This is a genomic window from Enterobacter soli ATCC BAA-2102, assembly GCF_001654845.1.
GTDB classification, from domain to species: Bacteria; Pseudomonadota; Gammaproteobacteria; order Enterobacterales; family Enterobacteriaceae; genus Enterobacter; species Enterobacter soli.
This window is the reverse complement of the sequence record NZ_LXES01000040.1, coordinates 20,339-36,116: the sequence shown is the minus strand read 5'-3', so window position 1 is coordinate 36,116 and position 15,778 is coordinate 20,339. Positions and strand designations below refer to the sequence as shown.

Below are 15,778 nucleotides of genomic sequence, written 5' to 3'. Positions count from 1 at the left end.
AAACAGGGAGCCGGTGCGGCAGTTACCGCACCGGACTACACCTTAGAGTTGCGTCAGTTTTTGCAGCATCTGGTCGGTCGTCGACACTGCTTTACTGTTAATTTCATACGCGCGCTGAACCTGGATCATATTCACCAGTTCTTCCGCAACGTTAACGTTCGAGGTTTCGACATAACCCTGATACAGCAAACCTGCGCCATTCAGGCCAGGCGTGCTTTCATTTGGCGTACCAGAGGATTGCGTTTCGGTGTAGAGGTTCTCACCAATGCTTTCCAGACCGGTATCGTTCATGAAGGTGGTCAGGTTGAGCTGCCCTACCTGCACCGGGTTGGTCTGCCCCTGCTGCGTGACGCTGACCACACCATCACGTCCGATGGTGATGCTCAGGGCGTTTGCCGGGATAGTGATTGCAGGCTGAACCTGGAAACCACCTGCTGTTACCAGCTGGCCGTTCTGATCAACCTGGAAAGAGCCATCGCGGGTATAGGCAGAGGTTCCGTCAGGCAGTTGCACCTGGAAGAAGCCCTGGCCTTTGATCGCCACGTCTTTACTGTTGTTGGTCTGAGACAGGTTGCCCTGGCTGTGCAGACGCTCGGTCGCCACCGGACGAACACCGGTACCGATCTGCAAACCGGACGGCAGCGTGGTTTGTTCAGAAGACTGAGCACCTGGCTGACGAATAGTTTGATAAAGCAAATCTTCGAAAACGGCGCGCTGACGCTTGAAACCATTGGTACTGACGTTTGCCAGGTTGTTGGCAATCACGTCCATATTGGTTTGTTGTGCGTCCAGGCCCGTTTTCGCGATCCATAAAGAACTGATCATAGGAAGTCCTGTTAACTCATAGCCAGAAGTTGGTTAGCTTTGCTCGCGTTTTCATCAACGCTGCTGATAATTTTCATCTGCATTTCAAAACGACGGGCACTGGCGATCATATCGGTCATGGCTTCAACCGGTTTGACGTTACTGCCTTCCAGCACACCAGACATCACACGAATACTCGGATCAGCCTGTAATGTGGCACCGCGCGTGGCTTGCGTTGCCTGGGTCAGACGGAACATCCCGTCATCACCACGCTGCACTTCTTTGCCTTCCGCTTTAACCAGCTTCAGACGACCGACAGGCGCAACGGTGTTTGCCGGGTCACCTGGGTTTAATGCCGAGATGGTCCCGTCAGCAGCGATGGTCAGCTCTGAGCCTTCCGGTACGGTAAGCGGACCAGCTTCACCCATCACCGGGTGTCCCTGGATCGTCAGTTGCCCGGTAGCGCTCACCTGGATATTACCGTTGCGGGTATACCCCTCGCTGCCATCGGCAGTTTGCACGGCCAGCCAGCCGTCCTGCTGAAGTGCAACGTCCAGTGGACGCGAGGTGTAATCCATCTGACCCGGCGTCATATCCGCACCTGGTGTAGAAGCCGTTACCAGCGTACGCGTAGGTAACGACAGCCCTTCTACCGGCACGGCGCGCAGCGCATTAAGCTGCGCACGAAAACCCGGTGTAGAGGCGTTCGCCAGGTTGCTGGCGGTGACCGCCTGCTGATTGAGCGTCTGGCTTGCGGCGCCCATCGCTGTATATATTGCGTGATCCATTGCGCTTTCCTGTTAGCCGCTTAACGCAGGTTAACCAGCGTGTTGAGGATCTGATCCTGAGTTTTGATCGTCTGTGCGTTCGACTGATAGTTACGTTGAGCAACAATCATGTTCACCAGCTCTTTACTCAGGTCAACGTTAGAGGCTTCCAGGGCACCGTTGGTCAGCGTACCGAAGTTACCGGTTCCTGCTGTACCCAGCAGCGCAACGCCGGATGACTGGGTTGCAGACCAGACGTTATCGCCTTCAGACTGCAAGCCTTCGTTGTTGGCGAAGTTTGCCATCACGATCTGACCCAGAACCTGAGTCTGTTCGTTGGAGTAGTTACCCACAACGGTACCGTCATCGTTGATCTGATAGCTCACCAGGTCGCCAGGCTTGTAACCGTTCTGGGTGGTCGCCACAACGTTGTTGGAACCGGTGTTCTGCTGCATGGAGTTCAGGAAGCTCAGGTTGAACGATGCAGGGGTTGCGCCACTGACTGAATCGGTAACGATATTGATAGACGGGGTGGTGTTGGCGGTAGTAGCCAGTGACCAGGTTTCCGGCGTGGTGCCAAGCGCGGTGTAGTTATACACGCCTGCCAGGTTACCGTTGTTGTCAAAACTCATCTGCGCCGCTTTGTTCACGGCTGAGTTAGCAACGCTTGCATCCTGGGTATACAGATCCCATTTGTTATCAGCGGTTTTGACATAGTAAACGCTCATATTATGCTCGTTACCCTGGCTGTCATACACCGTGACCGAACCCTTCTTGTTGTAGCTGTCCGCGTTGGTCGGATCAAATGCCACTGTCGGGATATCGTCCGTGGAGTTCAGGTTGATCTGCTGCGTTGCGGTGGTGGTCGATTTCGCGGCCATCAGGGTATTCGGAATCGAAATAGGCTGTGGGTTCGCACCGGTCTGTACCGATGGTGGCGTACCCGCAACCGGGTAACCGGTCAGTTGCAGACCCTGCATGTTCACCAGGTTACGGTTTTCATCCAGTTTGAACTGGCCGTTACGGCTGTAGAACACGGAACCGTTCGCATCAACCATGCGGAAGAAACCGTTCTGGCTGATAGCCACATCCAGGCCACGACCGGTGTTGGTGGTGGTACCGTCGGTGAAGTCCTGAGTGATGCCAGCAACTTTAACGCCCAGGCCTACTTTGGAACCGGCAAACATATCTGCAAAAGAGGCAGAGCCGGATTTAAAACCGTAGGTCGCGGAGTTGGCGATGTTGTTGCCAATGACATCCAGGTTGGTGGCCGCAGCATTCAGGCCGCTGACCGCTTGAGAAAAGGCCATGACTTACTCCTGATAAGTGTTAAGGCTTAGATAATCTGCCGAACTTCGTCGAGTGTGGTGGTACCTGTGGTACCCAAATCCAGTTTGTTGCCGTCGCTACCTTTAATCACGCCCTGCACCAGCCCAAACTGAAGTGGCTGTGCAACCAGCTGAGTCGTCCCGTTGCTGGCCGCGATTGACACGGTGTAAGAACCGTTCGGCGCCGTAGAGCCATCGGTCACGCTGCCGTCCCAGGTAAAGGTATGAACACCGGCCGACAGTGCACCAATATCGATGGTGCGGACCACGGCTCCGGTGGAGTCTTTAATTGTGGCGGTAACTTTGTCGGCAGCCTGTTGCAGTTCCACGCCAAACGGAGTGGTAGAGGTGGATGTTGTGCCATCGGTGGTAGTGCTGCCAGCAAGCACCGTGGTGCCAGGGATCATGACACCGTGACCAATCAGGTTCGCCGCCTGAAGCGACTGGCTGTTATCGATCTGGCCGGATACTGAGCCCAGCGTGGTGTTGAGCTTTTCAATGCCGCTAACGGTACTGATCTGCGCAAGCTGCGTGGTCAGTTCGTTGTTCTGCATCGGGTTGGTTGGATCCTGGTTCTTCAGCTGTGCCACCAGCAGCGTCAGAAAGCTGCTTTGCAGATCGGAAGCACTGCTTCCCGTCAGGGAGCTGGAGCTGGTCGAGCTGGTACTGGTAACGCCCGAGTTAGTGGTGTCATTCACATTGACGGCGATGGACATGCGTGTCTCCTTTACTGGCCGAGAGTGAGTGTTTTGAGCATCATGCTCTTCACGGTATTAAGCACTTCGACGTTGGCCTGATAGCTACGCGAAGCCGACATGGAGTTGACCATTTCGCCAACCACATCCACGTTTGGCATTTTCACGTAACCACTGGCGTCGGCGAGCGGATTACCCGGCTCGTAGACCAGTTTGTCCGGTGCCTGGCTCTCTACCACGTCAGAGACTTTCACGCCGCCCGTCGCCGCGCCTGGCGCAGCATCGACCTGAAAGACAACCTGTTTTGCACGATAAGGCTGCCCGTCCGGGCCGGTCACGCTGTCGGCGTTTGCCAGGTTACTGGCCGCCACGTTCAGGCGTTTGGACTGCGCTGTCAGCGCCGAACCCGCGATATCAAAAATATTCAGCAAGGCCATGAATTAGTTGCCCCCCTGGAGGACGCTCATCATGCTTTTGATTTGTCCGCCGAGCACGGTCAGTCCTGTCTGATACTGAAGGCTGTTATCGGCAAACTGTGTACGCTCCCGGTCCATGTCTACGGTGTTACCGTCGAGTGAAGGCTGGTCGGGGACGCGATAAAGTAAGTCAGTGGTTGGCGCAGTCATCGCCTGAGCGGGAATATGGCGTGAGGATGTCAGTGCAAGCGCAACCCCTGTCCCTTCGGTACGTCCCCGCTCCATCACTTTTTTAAGCTCACTGGAAAAATCAATATCGCGCGCCTGAAACCCGGGGGTATCCGCGTTAGCGATATTGGCGGCTAAAATTTCCTGCCGCTGGGCGCGTAAATTGAGCGCTTCCTGCTGAAAACGTAAGGCAGCGTCGAGTTTATCGAGCATGTCTCCTCCGCTGATGGCAAAATTTCAGTTCACAGCTTAAATCTCAACCCGTCTGCCTTATCGACGGAATAAGCGCAAAATGCGTCGCTATTTATTGCGTTGATGCAAAACCACTGAAGGTAGAATCCTCTCAATTCTGAAAACGGTGGAACGTGCGATGCGAACATTGAGACATGGTCTTGCGGCAACCTTATTGCTTTTAAGCCCCTTTGTTCAGGCAGAAAATCTTCAGGCAACTGGCCTTAGCGACCAGCTGACGAGCTTCTTTGCCCAGCAACTGGCAGGCTTTAGCGATGACGTCACGGTTATCGTGCGCACACCGCCCAATCTGTATCCCTCCTGCGACCAGCCCTCTTTCAGCGTGACCGGCAGTGCAAAACTGTGGGGCAACGTAAACGTGCTGGCGCGCTGCGCCAATGAAAAACGCTATTTACAGGTTGCAGTTCAGGCGACGGGCAATTATGTTGTCGCCGCCCAGCCTATCGCCCGGGGAAGTGTGTTGCAGGCAGGCAGCGTGACGCTAAAACGTGGCCGCCTCGATCAGCTACCGCCGCGTACGATGCTCGATATAAATCAGGCGCAGGACGCCGTAAGCCTTCGCGATGTCGCCCCAGGTCAGGCCATTCAGCTGTCAATGCTGCGCCAGGCGTGGCGAGTAAAAGCCGGTCAGCGGGTGATGGTGGTTGCCAACGGAGATGGGTTTAGCGTCAACAGTGAAGGTCAGGCGTTAAACAACGCCGCCGTTGCACAAAATGCCCGTGTGAGGATGTCCTCAGGCCAGGTGGTTAGCGGAACTGTCGATACTGATGGGAATATTCTGATTAACCTATAATCTTTTTAAAGATTTCGCGGCGACTGCCGATAAATAATCAACTAATGATGATGTCAGGCGCAAACGCCGCGAACCCTCGATGAGGACAACACAATGAGCATTGATCGTACATCAGCCCTAAAACCGGTTAGCACTGTACAACCTCGCGAAACGAATGACGCTACGCCGCAGAAAACGCGTCTGGAAAAGCCATCGACTGCGAACAGCACCAGCGTCACCCTGAGCGACGCGCAGGCAAAACTGATGCAGCCAGGCAGCAGCGATATCAACATGGACCGTGTTGAATCACTGAAAACCGCTATTCGTAACGGCGAGCTGAAAATGGACACCAGCAAAATCGCTGATGCACTGATTCAGGAAGCGCAGAGTTTCTTACAGAGTAACTAACCGTATGAGTCGACTGCCAGAAATACTGGATCAAATGACGGTTGTCCTGAACGACCTGAAAACGGTAATGGATGCAGAACAACAACACCTGTCTTCCGGTCAGATCAACGGCAGCGCGTTGCAACGTATTACCGAAGATAAAAGCTCGCTCCTGGCGACGCTGGATTACCTGGAGCAGCAGCGACGCGCGGAACAAGATCCGCGACGCAGTGCAAACGATGAGATTGTCGAACGCTGGCAGACGATTACAGAAAAGACCCAGCACCTTCGCGACCTCAATCAGCATAACGGCTGGCTGTTAGAAGGACAGATCGTACGTAATCAGCAGGCGCTTGAAGTGTTGAAACCCCATAAAGAAACGGGGCTTTACGGTGCGGATGGTCAAACATCCAGTGCGAGAATTACGGGCGGGAAAAAGATTTCGATTTGACGTTTTAACGGCGAATCAGGGAACGGGGAGCACCATCTGGTGAACTCCCCTTTTGGCGTTTATGCCGTACGACGGGCAAACTCTTTCACTTTAAACCCAAGTACTGCAAGCGTTGCGAAGTAAGCCACAATACCGACCACCACCACGGCCATCAGACGCATCAGGCGATATGGCATCGTACCCTGTGCCCAGTCTGGCATCACGTACATCATGCCGAGTAACGCCGCCGACATCACCAGCACCGCAACCAGCAAACGCACCAGGAAACTCGCCCATCCCGGCTGCGGGGTAAAGATATCCTGCTTACGCAGTTGCCAGTACAACAGCCCGGCGTTCAGACAGGCCGCCAGACCAATCGACAGTGACAGACCGGCATGTTTCAGCGGGCCAATAAACGCCAGGTTCATGAGCTGCGTCATGATCAGGGTTACGATGGCAATCTTCACCGGAGTTTTAATGTCCTGACGGGAGTAGAAGCCCGGAGCAAGCACTTTAACCACAATCAGCCCCATCAGCCCCACCGAATAGGCCACCAGCGCGCGCTGGGTCATGGCGGCATCAAAAGCGGTAAATTTACCGTACTGGAAAAGAGAAACGGTCAACGGTTTAGCAAGGATCCCTATCGCCACCGAAGCCGGCAGCGCCAGCAGGAAGCACAGACGCAGCCCCCAGTCCATCAAACGGCAGTATTCATCATGGTTGCCGCTGGCGAAGCTTTTCGACAGCGATGGCAACAGGATAGTCCCCAGCGCAACACCCAGCACTCCTGACGGGAACTCCATCAGACGGTCAGCGTAATACATCCAGGAAACAGAGCCGGACACCAGGAAAGAGGCAAAGATGGTGTTGATGATCAGCGAGATCTGGCTGACGGATACGCCGAGGATCGCGGGGCCCATCTGCTTAATCACGCGCATCGCCCCGGCATCACGGAAATTAACGCGCGGCAGCACCAGCATCCCTATCTTTTTCAGATGCGGCAGCTGATAGGCCAGCTGCAATACACCGCCCACGGTAACCGCCCAGGCCAGCGCCAGTACCGGTGGGTTGAAATGCGGGGCCGCAAACAGCGCAAAGCCGATCATGCTGACGTTAAGGAATGTGGGCGCAAACGCCGGAACGGAGAAACGGTTCCAGGTGTTCAGAATAGCGCCGACCAGTGAGGCCAGCGAGATCAGCAGAATATAAGGAAAGGTAATGCGCAGGAGCTGGCTGGTGAGGGCAAATTTATCGGCCGTATCAGCAAAACCCGGCGCCGTCACCATAATCACCCAGGGGGCCGCCAGCATCCCGATAACGGTTACTACCGCCAGCGCCAGCGTCAGCAGGCCAGAGACATAGGAGACAAACACGCGGGTGGCATCTTCACCCTGCTTGCTTTTATATTCCGCAAGGATGGGAACAAACGCCTGTGAGAATGCCCCTTCGGCAAAGATACGGCGCAGCAAATTGGGCAGCTTGAACGCGACGAAAAAGGCGTCAGTGGCCATCCCTGCGCCGAAAACCCTCGCCACAATGGCATCGCGCGCAAAGCCAAGCACGCGGGAAAACATGGTCATCGAGCTGACTGCCGCCAGCGATTTTAATAAGTTCATTAACGTGAATTTCCAGAACCATACGGATTTGTAGGCCGGGTAAGCAAAAGCGCCACCCGGCAAAGCCAACAAGCGGCGCTTAGTCTAACCCGATTTCAACGAATTACTATCCGCAGATGTTACAGCGAGTTATTCACTCATGGCATCTCGCCAGAGCCTTTCCACAATACGCTGCGCAAGGATGGCCTGCTCGCCAGAGGTTTCCGGAACCGTCTGATTTTGCACGCAGGTGATAAAGTGACGCGCGCAACCGACAAAGCCACGTTGTTCGAGCGTACTCTGCCAGCCAGGAACAGGCTGCATCACCACACCGTTGCCCTTCTCTTCCCGCCACTCGCGCATATCGGTGATGTCATACAGTGCGCCATCGGTAACGGCCTGCACGGATTCCCGCTGGCTGCCCGCCCGGCGGTGCATACTGGTTGTCACCTGGAGATGATCCACCGAGAAGTGGTGTTCGGCATACACCATTTCACCCTGCTCGCTGGTTAACAGCGTTCCGCTTTTCAGCTGCGCATTGCCGTTAGTGAGCCACAGTGCGGTGTCCACAACATGCAGATAATCATCGAGCAACGTAAAGCGCAGGTCGTTCGGCCCAATGCTGTCAGTCCGGTGTTTGTCCATGCGCAGCGACGCCAGGGTGCCAGACTGGGCCTTGAGTTGCTGATAGAGCGGTGCAAAGCGACGGTTGAAACCGACCATCAGTTGCAGTTTTTTGCTGGCCGCAAGGTCGATCAGACGCTCGGCATCCTGCACGTTTTCCGCCAGTGGCTTATCCACGCAGACGTGCACACCGGCGTTCAGCAATTCGCTGACCACCTGATAGTGCGTTGAGGTTGAGGTATGCACAAACACCGCATCACAGTCGCGGGCTAAATCCAGCAGCGAGTTGGCATACGGGATGCGCCAGGTATCACAGATGCGCTGGGCTTTTTCGCGAGTGGGCGACCATGCCCCTTGCAGCGTCCAGTCCGTCGCTGCACCTAATACCGGTAACCAGGCTTTTTGAGCAATACCGCCAAGCCCGACCACTCCTACGCGTAATTTTGTCACCGTTAATCTCCCAAATGAGCAAGCAAGGCATCCAGACGCTGTTTAAGCCCAGCGACTTCCTCTTCAAGCGCTTCCACGCGCGCCGTCAGGCTGTCATTGCCCTCTGGTGCATCGGTTTCAGTAATACTCTCAAGCAGTTCCACCTCACCACTGAACAGGTGCATAAAGCGACTTTCACGCTTGCCAGGCTCACGCGCCAGGCGCTGTACGTAAGGGCCATCTTCGCGTGTCACCAGCCCTTCCAGCGTTTGCTCGACTTCCTGCATATCACTGAATTCATGCATTCGGGAGGCGCGTGAACGCAGTTCACCTGGGGTTTGCGCGCCGCGCAGCAGCAGCGTGGTGATCACCGCCACTTCTGCGCTGCTGAGTTTGAGATCGCCAAACTCAGAATTACAAAAACGTTGTTCGTACTTCGTCACCCGGTTGCCAAACCCGCTTACCGTGCGCAGATAATGCCGTTTGACCAGCGCGTCCAGAACATCCTGCACGTCGTGCTCACCGAGGTTCATCACCGGCTCGCGGTTGGTCTTTTGATTACAGGCCATGGTCACCGCATTCACTGAGAGCGGATATTGCTCTGGGGTGGTCACCTGCTTTTCAAGCAGGCAGCCAATGACCCGTGCTTCGGTGGCGGTTAACTGATATTTCATCTTTTCTCCTTAACGACCTGCTGTCCAGTCTGGGGTGGTTAACGCTGTCAGCACATGGTCACGCCATTCACCATCAATAAGCAGATAATCCCTGGCGTAACCTTCTTTCTCGAACCCTAAACGCGCCAGCAAATTTCCGCTGCGTTGGTTATGCGGCATATAGTTCGCCATGATGCGATGGATGTGTTGAGTGCGTTGCATGTAGCGAATTGCTGTGGTCAGCGCTTCAAACATTAACCCCTGACCTTGCCATTTCTGACCGATGGAATACCCGAGATAACAGGCGTGAAATGACCCACGCACGACGTTGGAAAAGTTAGCGATGCCCACGATCTCTTTTTCTTCCGGATCCAGCAGCGCAAAGTAGAAGGCACTACCTTGCTTGTGAAACTCCGTAATCATACTGAGCCGCGCCTGCCAGCCTGATGGATAGCAATGGCTCTCATCCCGAACGGGTTCCCAGGGTTTTAAAAACTGGCGATTCTCGGCGTAATAATCCGCCAGACGCCAGGCATCACGCTCATGCACCAGACGGACGACCAGCCTGTCCGTCGTCAGGCGCACTTTTGGCACATTACTGCGATAGCCAAACATCGATACCACTCCTTCCCGTCGCTTCTGCTCTACCCATTAGCTTTACTATACCTGCGCCTTTGCCGTCTGTGAAAACAGTGACATACCATTTTGACCTCTTTTCACATTTTTCGATGAGAAGTCTCTATCAAAGCACCCTTTTGATAAAAAAATATTGTTGCTGGCGGGGTGGGAAAAAGCCTGGCGACACCGCAGAATATTAGCGTGCTCACCTTCTTCTTTTCCCTGGAGGGGAAATGTCCCGCGTATCACAGGCCAGGAGCCTGGGTAAATATTTCCTGCTAGTCGATAACATGCTGGTCGTGCTCGGCTTTTTTGTCGTTTTTCCACTTATTTCGATTCGTTTTGTCGATCAAATGGGCTGGGCGGCATTAATGGTCGGTATCGCGCTGGGTTTACGCCAGTTTGTCCAGCAAGGGCTGGGCGTATTTGGTGGGGCTATCGCTGACCGTTTTGGTGCCAAACCAATGATTGTCACCGGGATGTTGTTACGCGCGGCAGGTTTCGCCACGATGGGCATTGCGCATGAACCCTGGCTGCTGTGGTTCTCCTGCTTCCTTTCCGGTATCGGCGGAACCCTCTTCGATCCCCCGCGAACGGCACTGGTGGTCAAGCTGATCCGCCCGAACCAGCGTGGCCGCTTCTTCTCTATTCTGATGATGCAGGATAGCGCCGGTGCGGTGGTTGGCGCGCTGCTGGGTAGCTGGTTGCTGCAATATGATTTTCGTCTGGTGTGTGCCACCGGCGCCGTGCTCTTTATTCTGTGTGCAGCCTTTAACGCCTGGCTGCTACCTGCGTGGAAATTATCGACGGTAAAAGCCCCGGTGCGTGAAGGGCTGAGCCGCGTGCTGCGTGACAAACGCTTCGTCACTTATGTACTGACGCTGACGGGCTACTATATGCTCGCCGTTCAGGTCATGCTGATGCTGCCCATCATGGTGAACGATATTGCTGGTTCACCCGCGGCCGTCAAATGGATGTACGCCATTGAAGCCTGCCTCTCCCTGACGCTGCTTTATCCGATTGCCCGCTGGAGCGAGCGCCGGTTCCGTCTTGAGCATCGGCTGATGGCCGGGCTACTGCTGATGACCCTGAGCATGATGCCGATTGGGCTGGTAAGCACCTTGCAGCAGCTCTTTATGCTGATATGCACCTTCTACATCGGTTCGATAATCGCCGAACCGGCGCGTGAAACGCTGAGTGCCTCCCTGGCAGACGCCCGCGCCCGCGGCAGCTATATGGGGTTCAGCCGTCTTGGGCTGGCCTTTGGCGGCGCGCTGGGCTATGCCGGCGGCGGCTGGCTGTTTGATGCGGGCAAAGCGCTGAATCAACCGGAGCTTCCATGGATGATGCTGGGCGTGGTGGGCTTTATTACGCTTCTTGCATTGTGGTGGCAGTTCAGCCAGAAACGCAGCGCGAGCGGGATGCTCGAGCCTGGCGCATAACCTCTCTGTCTGGCGGGAGCACTCTCCCGCCCTTCTTTATCAGTTTTTTCTGCTGGTTTCTGCTATATCTCGCTGACATACTGACGCATCAGGACAGAAGCGCCGATATTTTTTTGAGGAACTCCATGAAGAAGATCGTCATTGCCGCAGCATTTGTCGTTAGCGGCCTGCTGGTGGGTTGTAACCAGCTTACGCAATATACCGTCAGTGAGCAGGAGATTAATCAGGCGCTGGAAAAGCATAACAACTTTTCAAAAGACATTGGCGTGCCGGGCCTTGCCGACGCGCATATTGTGCTGAGCAAGCTCACCAGCCAGATTGGGCGCGAAGAGCCGAACAAAGTCACCCTTTCCGGTGATGCAGACCTGGACATGAATTCCCTCTTCGGCAGCCAGAAAGCGAATATCAAACTCAAGCTCAAAGCACTGCCAGTCTTCAATAAAGAGAAAGGCGCCATCTATCTGCAAGAGATGGAAGTGGTGGATGCGGTGGTTTCACCCGATAAGATGAAACCGGTGATCCAGACCCTGATCCCCTATCTGAACCAGTCGCTGCGCAGCTATTTCAACCAGCAGCCGGCCTATGTTCTGAGCGAAGACAAGAGCAAGGGCGAATCGCTTGCCAAAAAATATGCAAAAGGGATAGAGGTGAAACCGGGAGAAATCATCATTCCATTCACCGATTAACCCCAGGGGCGCTCAGGCGCCCTTTTTTTTACGGAAATGTGTGCAAACGAAAACGTTTCCGCTTATGATTTGTGTCCGGCAAAAACAGCCATCCCAATGACTGATTCCTGACAAGCCGGAGCTCATCCATGACTGCACAACCCCAGGTTCTTAAAATCCGCCGCCCTGACGACTGGCATATCCATCTGCGTGATGGCGATATGCTGAAAACCGTCGTGCCTTATACCAGCGAAATTTATGGCCGCGCGATTGTTATGCCTAACCTGGTTCCGCCAGTCACCACCGTCGATGCCGCCATCGCGTATCGCCAGCGTATTCTTGATGCCGTCCCTGCGGGCCATGATTTTACCCCGCTGATGACCTGCTATCTGACGGACTCACTCGACCCGAACGAAGTGGAGCGTGGATTTAACGAAGGGGTGTTCACCGCTGCGAAGCTCTACCCGGCCAATGCGACCACCAACTCCAGCCACGGTGTGACCAGTATCGACGCCATTATGCCGGTACTGGAAAGAATGCAGAAACTGGGGATGCCGCTGCTGATCCATGGTGAAGTTACCCACGCCGATATTGATATCTTCGACCGTGAAGCCCGTTTTATTGAAACTGTGATGGAGCCGCTGCGTCAGCGTCTGCCTGCACTGAAAGTGGTGTTTGAGCACATCACCACTAAAGATGCTGCCGAATATGTTCGCGATGGCAATGAGTTTATCGCCGCCACCATTACCCCACAGCATCTGATGTTTAACCGTAACCACATGCTGGTAGGCGGTGTTCGTCCGCATCTGTACTGCCTGCCAATCCTCAAGCGCAATATCCACCAGCAGGCACTGCGCGAGCTGGTAGCAAGTGGCTTCGACCGGGCCTTCCTGGGTACCGATTCCGCGCCACACGCGCGTCATCGCAAAGAAGCGAGCTGCGGCTGCGCGGGCTGCTTCAACGCACCAACGGCACTGGCCAGCTACGCCACTGTGTTTGAAGAGATGAACGCGCTGGCGCATTTTGAAGCCTTCTGCTCTCTGAACGGCCCACGTTTCTATGGCCTGCCTGTCAATGAAACCTTTATCGAACTGGAGCGCACCGCGTACCAGGTTGAAGAGGCTATTCCGCTGACTGATGACACGCTGATCCCATTCCTGGCGGGTGAAACTGTGCACTGGACCGTTAAACGCTAAAAATATCAATGCCCCTTGTTGTCAAACCCATAATATACCTGTATAAATAAACAGTATATTACACAGGGGGCATTTATGCGTATTGAAGTTACCATCGCCAAAACAACCGTTCTGCCTGCTGGCGCGCTTGATGCGCTTGCCGGCGAATTATCCCGCCGTATTCACAGCAGTTTCCCGGAAAACGAGGGTGCCGTAACGGTACGTTATGCTGCCGCGAACAACCTGTCCGTCATTGGTGCTGCGAAAGAAGATAAAGATCGCATCAGCGAAATCCTGCAAGAAACGTGGGAAAGTGCTGACGACTGGTTCATCACCGATTAAATCTTGCTCCCTCATTGTGTTTTTTTGCCGGGTCGCCCCGGCTTTTTTTTATCTGCTATCCGGGATCCGGGATAGTTCAAAATAATTGTGTGTCTTCTTAAAAAAACGTGAACAAGATGGTGTTTTATTGTTCGAACAATCCTAAAACACAGAAAAATGTGTTGCCAGCTATTTATTTTTCCCGTCATAACCCTTATTTATTGATATACTGAAGTTGCTTCAGATAAACATGTATTGAACCTCAAAGTCGTTGTCTTCTAACACGTATTAAGGGGGTTATCATGGAAAAGAATAGTGAAGTCATCCAGACCCATCCTCTCGTTGGCTGGGATATCAGTACCGTAGATAGCTACGATGCTTTGATGCTGCGTTTGCACTACCAGACCCCGAATCAACCAAACCGTGAAGAAGCGGAAATTGGACAGACGCTGTGGCTTACCACTGCCGTCGCACGTCAGTTTATTTCTATTTTGGAAGCAGGTATTGCAAAAATAGAATCTGGCGACTACCAGGAAAATGAGTATAAACGGCATTAACCTTATGCCTACTTTTCACTCAACAGGCACCCTCGCGGTGCCTTATTTATTTCTCCCTTGTATAACCCCCTGATGTTAATTACTCTGCTAACAACGTATTGGCTTAAGAGATACCCATGAAATACGACTTAATCATTATAGGTAGCGGCTCCGTTGGTTCTGCGGCAGGTTATTATGCAACGCAGGCTGGCCTTAACGTTCTGATGATAGACGCCCATCTTCCTCCGCATTCTGAAGGCAGCCATCACGGTGATACACGTCTGATTCGCCACGCTTATGGCGAAGGTGAACGCTATGTGCCCCTGGTGCTGCGTGCCCAGACGCTTTGGGATGAACTGGCCACCCTCACCGAAGAGCGCGTCTTTGACCGTACGGGCATTATCAACCTCGGGCCTGCCCGCTCCACGTTTCTGGCCACAGTCGAACACAGCGCACGCGAGTTTAATCTTGATGTCGAAAGTCTGGACGCCGAAGCCATCATGAAACGCTGGCCGGAGATCCGCGTTCCTGATGATTACATTGGGCTGTTTGAAGCCAACTCCGGGGTATTGCATTGCGAGACGGCCATCAAAACCTGGGTTTCGCTTGCCGAAAAAGCCGGATGCGCCCAGCTATTTAACTGCCCGGTGACTGCCATTACCCATCATGACGATGGTGTCACCGTCAGCACCCAGGAAGGCGACTATTCTGCTTCGCGCCTGCTTATCAGCGCCGGCACCTGGGTCACAAAATTGCTGCCTGACCTGCCGGTACAGCCTGTACGTAAAGTCTTCTCCTGGTTCCAGGCGGATGGCCGTTACAGCAGCCAGAATAAATTCCCGGCCTTTACCGGCGAGTTGCCCAATGGCGATCAGTTCTACGGCTTCCCGTCAGAAAAAGACGCGCTCAAGATTGGCAAACACAACGGCGGGCAGGTTATCTCTGAACCTGAAGAGCGTAAACCTTTTGGCGCTTACCCGACTGACGGTTCTGAAGCCTTTGCGTTCCTGCGAAATATCCTGCCCGGCATCGGCGGCCTGCTCTACGGTGCAGCCTGCACCTATGACAACACCCCCGATGAAGATTTCATCGTCGACACCCTGCCTGGCCATGACAACACGCTGCTTATCACCGGGCTTAGCGGCCACGGGTTTAAGTTTGCCTCGGTGCTGGGCGAAATCGCTGCACAATTTGCGCAGGGGATCGAGCCACAGTTTGATCTGACGCCCTTCTCGCTCTCGCGTTTTAACGGATAATACGCCCACAGGCTCCGAAGATTCGGAGCCTGTGTTTTATCACTACACTTCGCGGGGTATTATGCGCAAAATAGTTGGCTACCTTATCAATAATATCCGCGAGCATTTAATGCTCTATATTTTATTGTGGTCACTGCTGGCAATCATCGATTTTGTTTATATTGTATTTTATTGAAAAGAAACACTGACAATAACTGACATTACTTTATATTAATTTAATTAACCGAATTTTTGATTCATATATCAACATCTGGCCCCATGATAAACCAACCGTTAATTGCACGAACACACTGAATTACATCACCTCATCATTTTCAAAATCACTGAAATAAATTAAATAAATATCCTTATTCAGTTATTTAAGTTGCAATATCTTTTTACACAG

At 53.7% G+C, this 15,778-nt stretch carries 20 protein-coding genes; 10 read left to right on the top strand and 10 right to left on the bottom strand.

Features of this window, described 5'->3' with window-relative positions; translation table 11 throughout:
• Nucleotides 1-42 precede the first annotated feature (42 nt).
• From flgG to flgB, 6 genes are read right to left on the bottom strand one after another with little or no spacing between them, the layout of a single operon-like run.
• On the bottom strand, nucleotides 43-825 hold the full coding sequence (gene flgG / locus M987_RS14080; RefSeq protein ID WP_014069773.1) for a flagellar basal-body rod protein FlgG: 783 nt from the start codon (nucleotides 823-825) through the stop codon (nucleotides 43-45).
• 11 nt (nucleotides 826-836) lie between these two features.
• Nucleotides 837-1,592, bottom strand: coding sequence for a flagellar basal body rod protein FlgF (locus tag M987_RS14075; protein WP_014069772.1), 756 nt, complete (start codon nucleotides 1,590-1,592; stop codon nucleotides 837-839).
• Between the two features lie 20 nt (nucleotides 1,593-1,612).
• Nucleotides 1,613-2,881 (bottom strand): flagellar hook protein FlgE, encoded by a 1,269-nt coding sequence (gene flgE / locus M987_RS14070; protein ID WP_014069771.1) that lies wholly within the window; start codon nucleotides 2,879-2,881, stop codon nucleotides 1,613-1,615.
• Between the two features lie 26 nt (nucleotides 2,882-2,907).
• Nucleotides 2,908-3,615 (bottom strand): flagellar hook assembly protein FlgD, encoded by a 708-nt coding sequence (gene flgD, locus M987_RS14065; protein ID WP_014069770.1) that lies wholly within the window; start codon nucleotides 3,613-3,615, stop codon nucleotides 2,908-2,910.
• 11 nt (nucleotides 3,616-3,626) lie between these two features.
• On the bottom strand, nucleotides 3,627-4,031 hold the full coding sequence (flgC, locus tag M987_RS14060) for a flagellar basal body rod protein FlgC (protein WP_014069769.1): 405 nt from the start codon (nucleotides 4,029-4,031) through the stop codon (nucleotides 3,627-3,629).
• A gap of 3 nt (nucleotides 4,032-4,034) precedes the next feature.
• On the bottom strand, nucleotides 4,035-4,451 hold the full coding sequence (flgB, locus tag M987_RS14055; RefSeq protein WP_014069768.1) for a flagellar basal body rod protein FlgB: 417 nt from the start codon (nucleotides 4,449-4,451) through the stop codon (nucleotides 4,035-4,037).
• 157 nt (nucleotides 4,452-4,608) lie between these two features.
• Between flgB and flgA the strand changes: the two genes are divergently transcribed.
• From flgA to flgN, 3 genes are all read left to right on the top strand, one after another.
• The gene (flgA, locus tag M987_RS14050) at nucleotides 4,609-5,283 is read left to right on the top strand and encodes a flagellar basal body P-ring formation chaperone FlgA (RefSeq protein ID WP_014069767.1); all 675 of its coding nucleotides are present in this window, start codon (nucleotides 4,609-4,611) and stop codon (nucleotides 5,281-5,283) included.
• 93 nt (nucleotides 5,284-5,376) lie between these two features.
• A complete protein-coding gene (gene flgM, locus M987_RS14045; protein ID WP_014069766.1) occupies nucleotides 5,377-5,670 on the top strand; it encodes a flagellar biosynthesis anti-sigma factor FlgM in 294 nt (97 codons plus the stop codon).
• Between the two features lie 4 nt (nucleotides 5,671-5,674).
• Nucleotides 5,675-6,100 carry a flagella biosynthesis chaperone FlgN gene (gene flgN, locus M987_RS14040; RefSeq protein ID WP_014069765.1) on the top strand — a complete coding sequence of 142 codons (426 nt, stop codon included), beginning with the start codon at nucleotides 5,675-5,677 and terminating at the stop codon, nucleotides 6,098-6,100.
• A 59-nt stretch (nucleotides 6,101-6,159) separates the two neighbouring features.
• Here flgN and murJ read toward each other — a convergent pair whose 3' ends face one another.
• The 4 genes from murJ to rimJ form a co-directional block, all read right to left on the bottom strand.
• On the bottom strand, nucleotides 6,160-7,695 hold the full coding sequence (murJ, locus tag M987_RS14035) for a murein biosynthesis integral membrane protein MurJ (RefSeq protein WP_014069764.1): 1,536 nt from the start codon (nucleotides 7,693-7,695) through the stop codon (nucleotides 6,160-6,162).
• 129 nt (nucleotides 7,696-7,824) lie between these two features.
• The gene (locus M987_RS14030; protein ID WP_014069763.1) at nucleotides 7,825-8,748 is read right to left on the bottom strand and encodes a Gfo/Idh/MocA family protein; all 924 of its coding nucleotides are present in this window, start codon (nucleotides 8,746-8,748) and stop codon (nucleotides 7,825-7,827) included.
• A gap of 2 nt (nucleotides 8,749-8,750) precedes the next feature.
• Nucleotides 8,751-9,401, bottom strand: a complete 651-nt coding sequence (locus M987_RS14025; protein ID WP_014069762.1) for a YceH family protein — start codon at nucleotides 9,399-9,401, stop codon at nucleotides 8,751-8,753.
• 9 nt (nucleotides 9,402-9,410) lie between these two features.
• Nucleotides 9,411-9,995, bottom strand: coding sequence for a ribosomal protein S5-alanine N-acetyltransferase (rimJ, locus tag M987_RS14020; RefSeq protein WP_014069761.1), 585 nt, complete (start codon nucleotides 9,993-9,995; stop codon nucleotides 9,411-9,413).
• 236 nt (nucleotides 9,996-10,231) lie between these two features.
• Here rimJ and mdtH point away from each other — a divergent pair, with 236 nt between their 5' ends.
• The 7 genes from mdtH (at nucleotide 10,232) to M987_RS13985 (ending at nucleotide 15,568) form a co-directional block, all read left to right on the top strand.
• Complete coding sequence (gene mdtH, locus M987_RS14015; protein ID WP_014069760.1) at nucleotides 10,232-11,440, top strand: multidrug efflux MFS transporter MdtH; 1,209 nt, start codon at nucleotides 10,232-10,234, stop codon at nucleotides 11,438-11,440.
• A gap of 125 nt (nucleotides 11,441-11,565) precedes the next feature.
• Entirely contained in the window at nucleotides 11,566-12,126 is a 561-nt protein-coding gene (locus M987_RS14010; protein WP_014069759.1) for a lipoprotein, read from the top strand.
• Between the two features lie 128 nt (nucleotides 12,127-12,254).
• The gene (gene pyrC, locus M987_RS14005) at nucleotides 12,255-13,301 is read left to right on the top strand and encodes a dihydroorotase (protein ID WP_014069758.1); all 1,047 of its coding nucleotides are present in this window, start codon (nucleotides 12,255-12,257) and stop codon (nucleotides 13,299-13,301) included.
• Between the two features lie 75 nt (nucleotides 13,302-13,376).
• The gene (dinI, locus tag M987_RS14000; RefSeq protein ID WP_014069757.1) at nucleotides 13,377-13,622 is read left to right on the top strand and encodes a DNA damage-inducible protein I; all 246 of its coding nucleotides are present in this window, start codon (nucleotides 13,377-13,379) and stop codon (nucleotides 13,620-13,622) included.
• A 281-nt stretch (nucleotides 13,623-13,903) separates the two neighbouring features.
• Nucleotides 13,904-14,158 (top strand): biofilm formation regulator BssS, encoded by a 255-nt coding sequence (gene bssS, locus M987_RS13995; protein ID WP_014069756.1) that lies wholly within the window; start codon nucleotides 13,904-13,906, stop codon nucleotides 14,156-14,158.
• Between the two features lie 116 nt (nucleotides 14,159-14,274).
• Nucleotides 14,275-15,393, top strand: a complete 1,119-nt coding sequence (gene solA, locus M987_RS13990) for an N-methyl-L-tryptophan oxidase (RefSeq protein WP_014069755.1) — start codon at nucleotides 14,275-14,277, stop codon at nucleotides 15,391-15,393.
• Between the two features lie 61 nt (nucleotides 15,394-15,454).
• Nucleotides 15,455-15,568 (top strand): DUF2770 family protein, encoded by a 114-nt coding sequence (locus M987_RS13985; protein WP_041162036.1) that lies wholly within the window; start codon nucleotides 15,455-15,457, stop codon nucleotides 15,566-15,568.
• The last annotated feature ends 210 nt before the right edge of the window (nucleotides 15,569-15,778 follow it).

Excerpts from the sequence above, each read along its gene's own strand:
- flgA (WP_014069767.1), top strand. The coding sequence starts at position 4,609 with ATGCGAACATTGAGACATGGTCTTGCGGCAACCTTATTGCTTTTAAGC.
- dinI (WP_014069757.1), top strand. The coding sequence starts at position 13,377 with ATGCGTATTGAAGTTACCATCGCCAAAACAACCGTTCTGCCTGCTGGC.
- bssS (WP_014069756.1), top strand. The coding sequence starts at position 13,904 with ATGGAAAAGAATAGTGAAGTCATCCAGACCCATCCTCTCGTTGGCTGG.
- M987_RS14025 (WP_014069762.1), bottom strand. The coding sequence starts at position 9,401 with ATGAAATATCAGTTAACCGCCACCGAAGCACGGGTCATTGGCTGCCTG.
- pyrC (WP_014069758.1), top strand. The coding sequence starts at position 12,255 with ATGACTGCACAACCCCAGGTTCTTAAAATCCGCCGCCCTGACGACTGG.
- M987_RS13985 (WP_041162036.1), top strand. The coding sequence starts at position 15,455 with ATGCGCAAAATAGTTGGCTACCTTATCAATAATATCCGCGAGCATTTA.
- M987_RS14010 (WP_014069759.1), top strand. The coding sequence starts at position 11,566 with ATGAAGAAGATCGTCATTGCCGCAGCATTTGTCGTTAGCGGCCTGCTG.
- flgM (WP_014069766.1), top strand. The coding sequence starts at position 5,377 with ATGAGCATTGATCGTACATCAGCCCTAAAACCGGTTAGCACTGTACAA.
- flgD (WP_014069770.1), bottom strand. The coding sequence starts at position 3,615 with ATGTCCATCGCCGTCAATGTGAATGACACCACTAACTCGGGCGTTACC.
- rimJ (WP_014069761.1), bottom strand. The coding sequence starts at position 9,995 with ATGTTTGGCTATCGCAGTAATGTGCCAAAAGTGCGCCTGACGACGGAC.
- M987_RS14075 (WP_014069772.1), bottom strand. The coding sequence starts at position 1,592 with ATGGATCACGCAATATATACAGCGATGGGCGCCGCAAGCCAGACGCTC.
- flgB (WP_014069768.1), bottom strand. The coding sequence starts at position 4,451 with ATGCTCGATAAACTCGACGCTGCCTTACGTTTTCAGCAGGAAGCGCTC.
- flgN (WP_014069765.1), top strand. The coding sequence starts at position 5,675 with ATGAGTCGACTGCCAGAAATACTGGATCAAATGACGGTTGTCCTGAAC.
- flgG (WP_014069773.1), bottom strand. The coding sequence starts at position 825 with ATGATCAGTTCTTTATGGATCGCGAAAACGGGCCTGGACGCACAACAA.
- murJ (WP_014069764.1), bottom strand. The coding sequence starts at position 7,695 with ATGAACTTATTAAAATCGCTGGCGGCAGTCAGCTCGATGACCATGTTT.
- flgE (WP_014069771.1), bottom strand. The coding sequence starts at position 2,881 with ATGGCCTTTTCTCAAGCGGTCAGCGGCCTGAATGCTGCGGCCACCAAC.
- flgC (WP_014069769.1), bottom strand. The coding sequence starts at position 4,031 with ATGGCCTTGCTGAATATTTTTGATATCGCGGGTTCGGCGCTGACAGCG.
- mdtH (WP_014069760.1), top strand. The coding sequence starts at position 10,232 with ATGTCCCGCGTATCACAGGCCAGGAGCCTGGGTAAATATTTCCTGCTA.
- solA (WP_014069755.1), top strand. The coding sequence starts at position 14,275 with ATGAAATACGACTTAATCATTATAGGTAGCGGCTCCGTTGGTTCTGCG.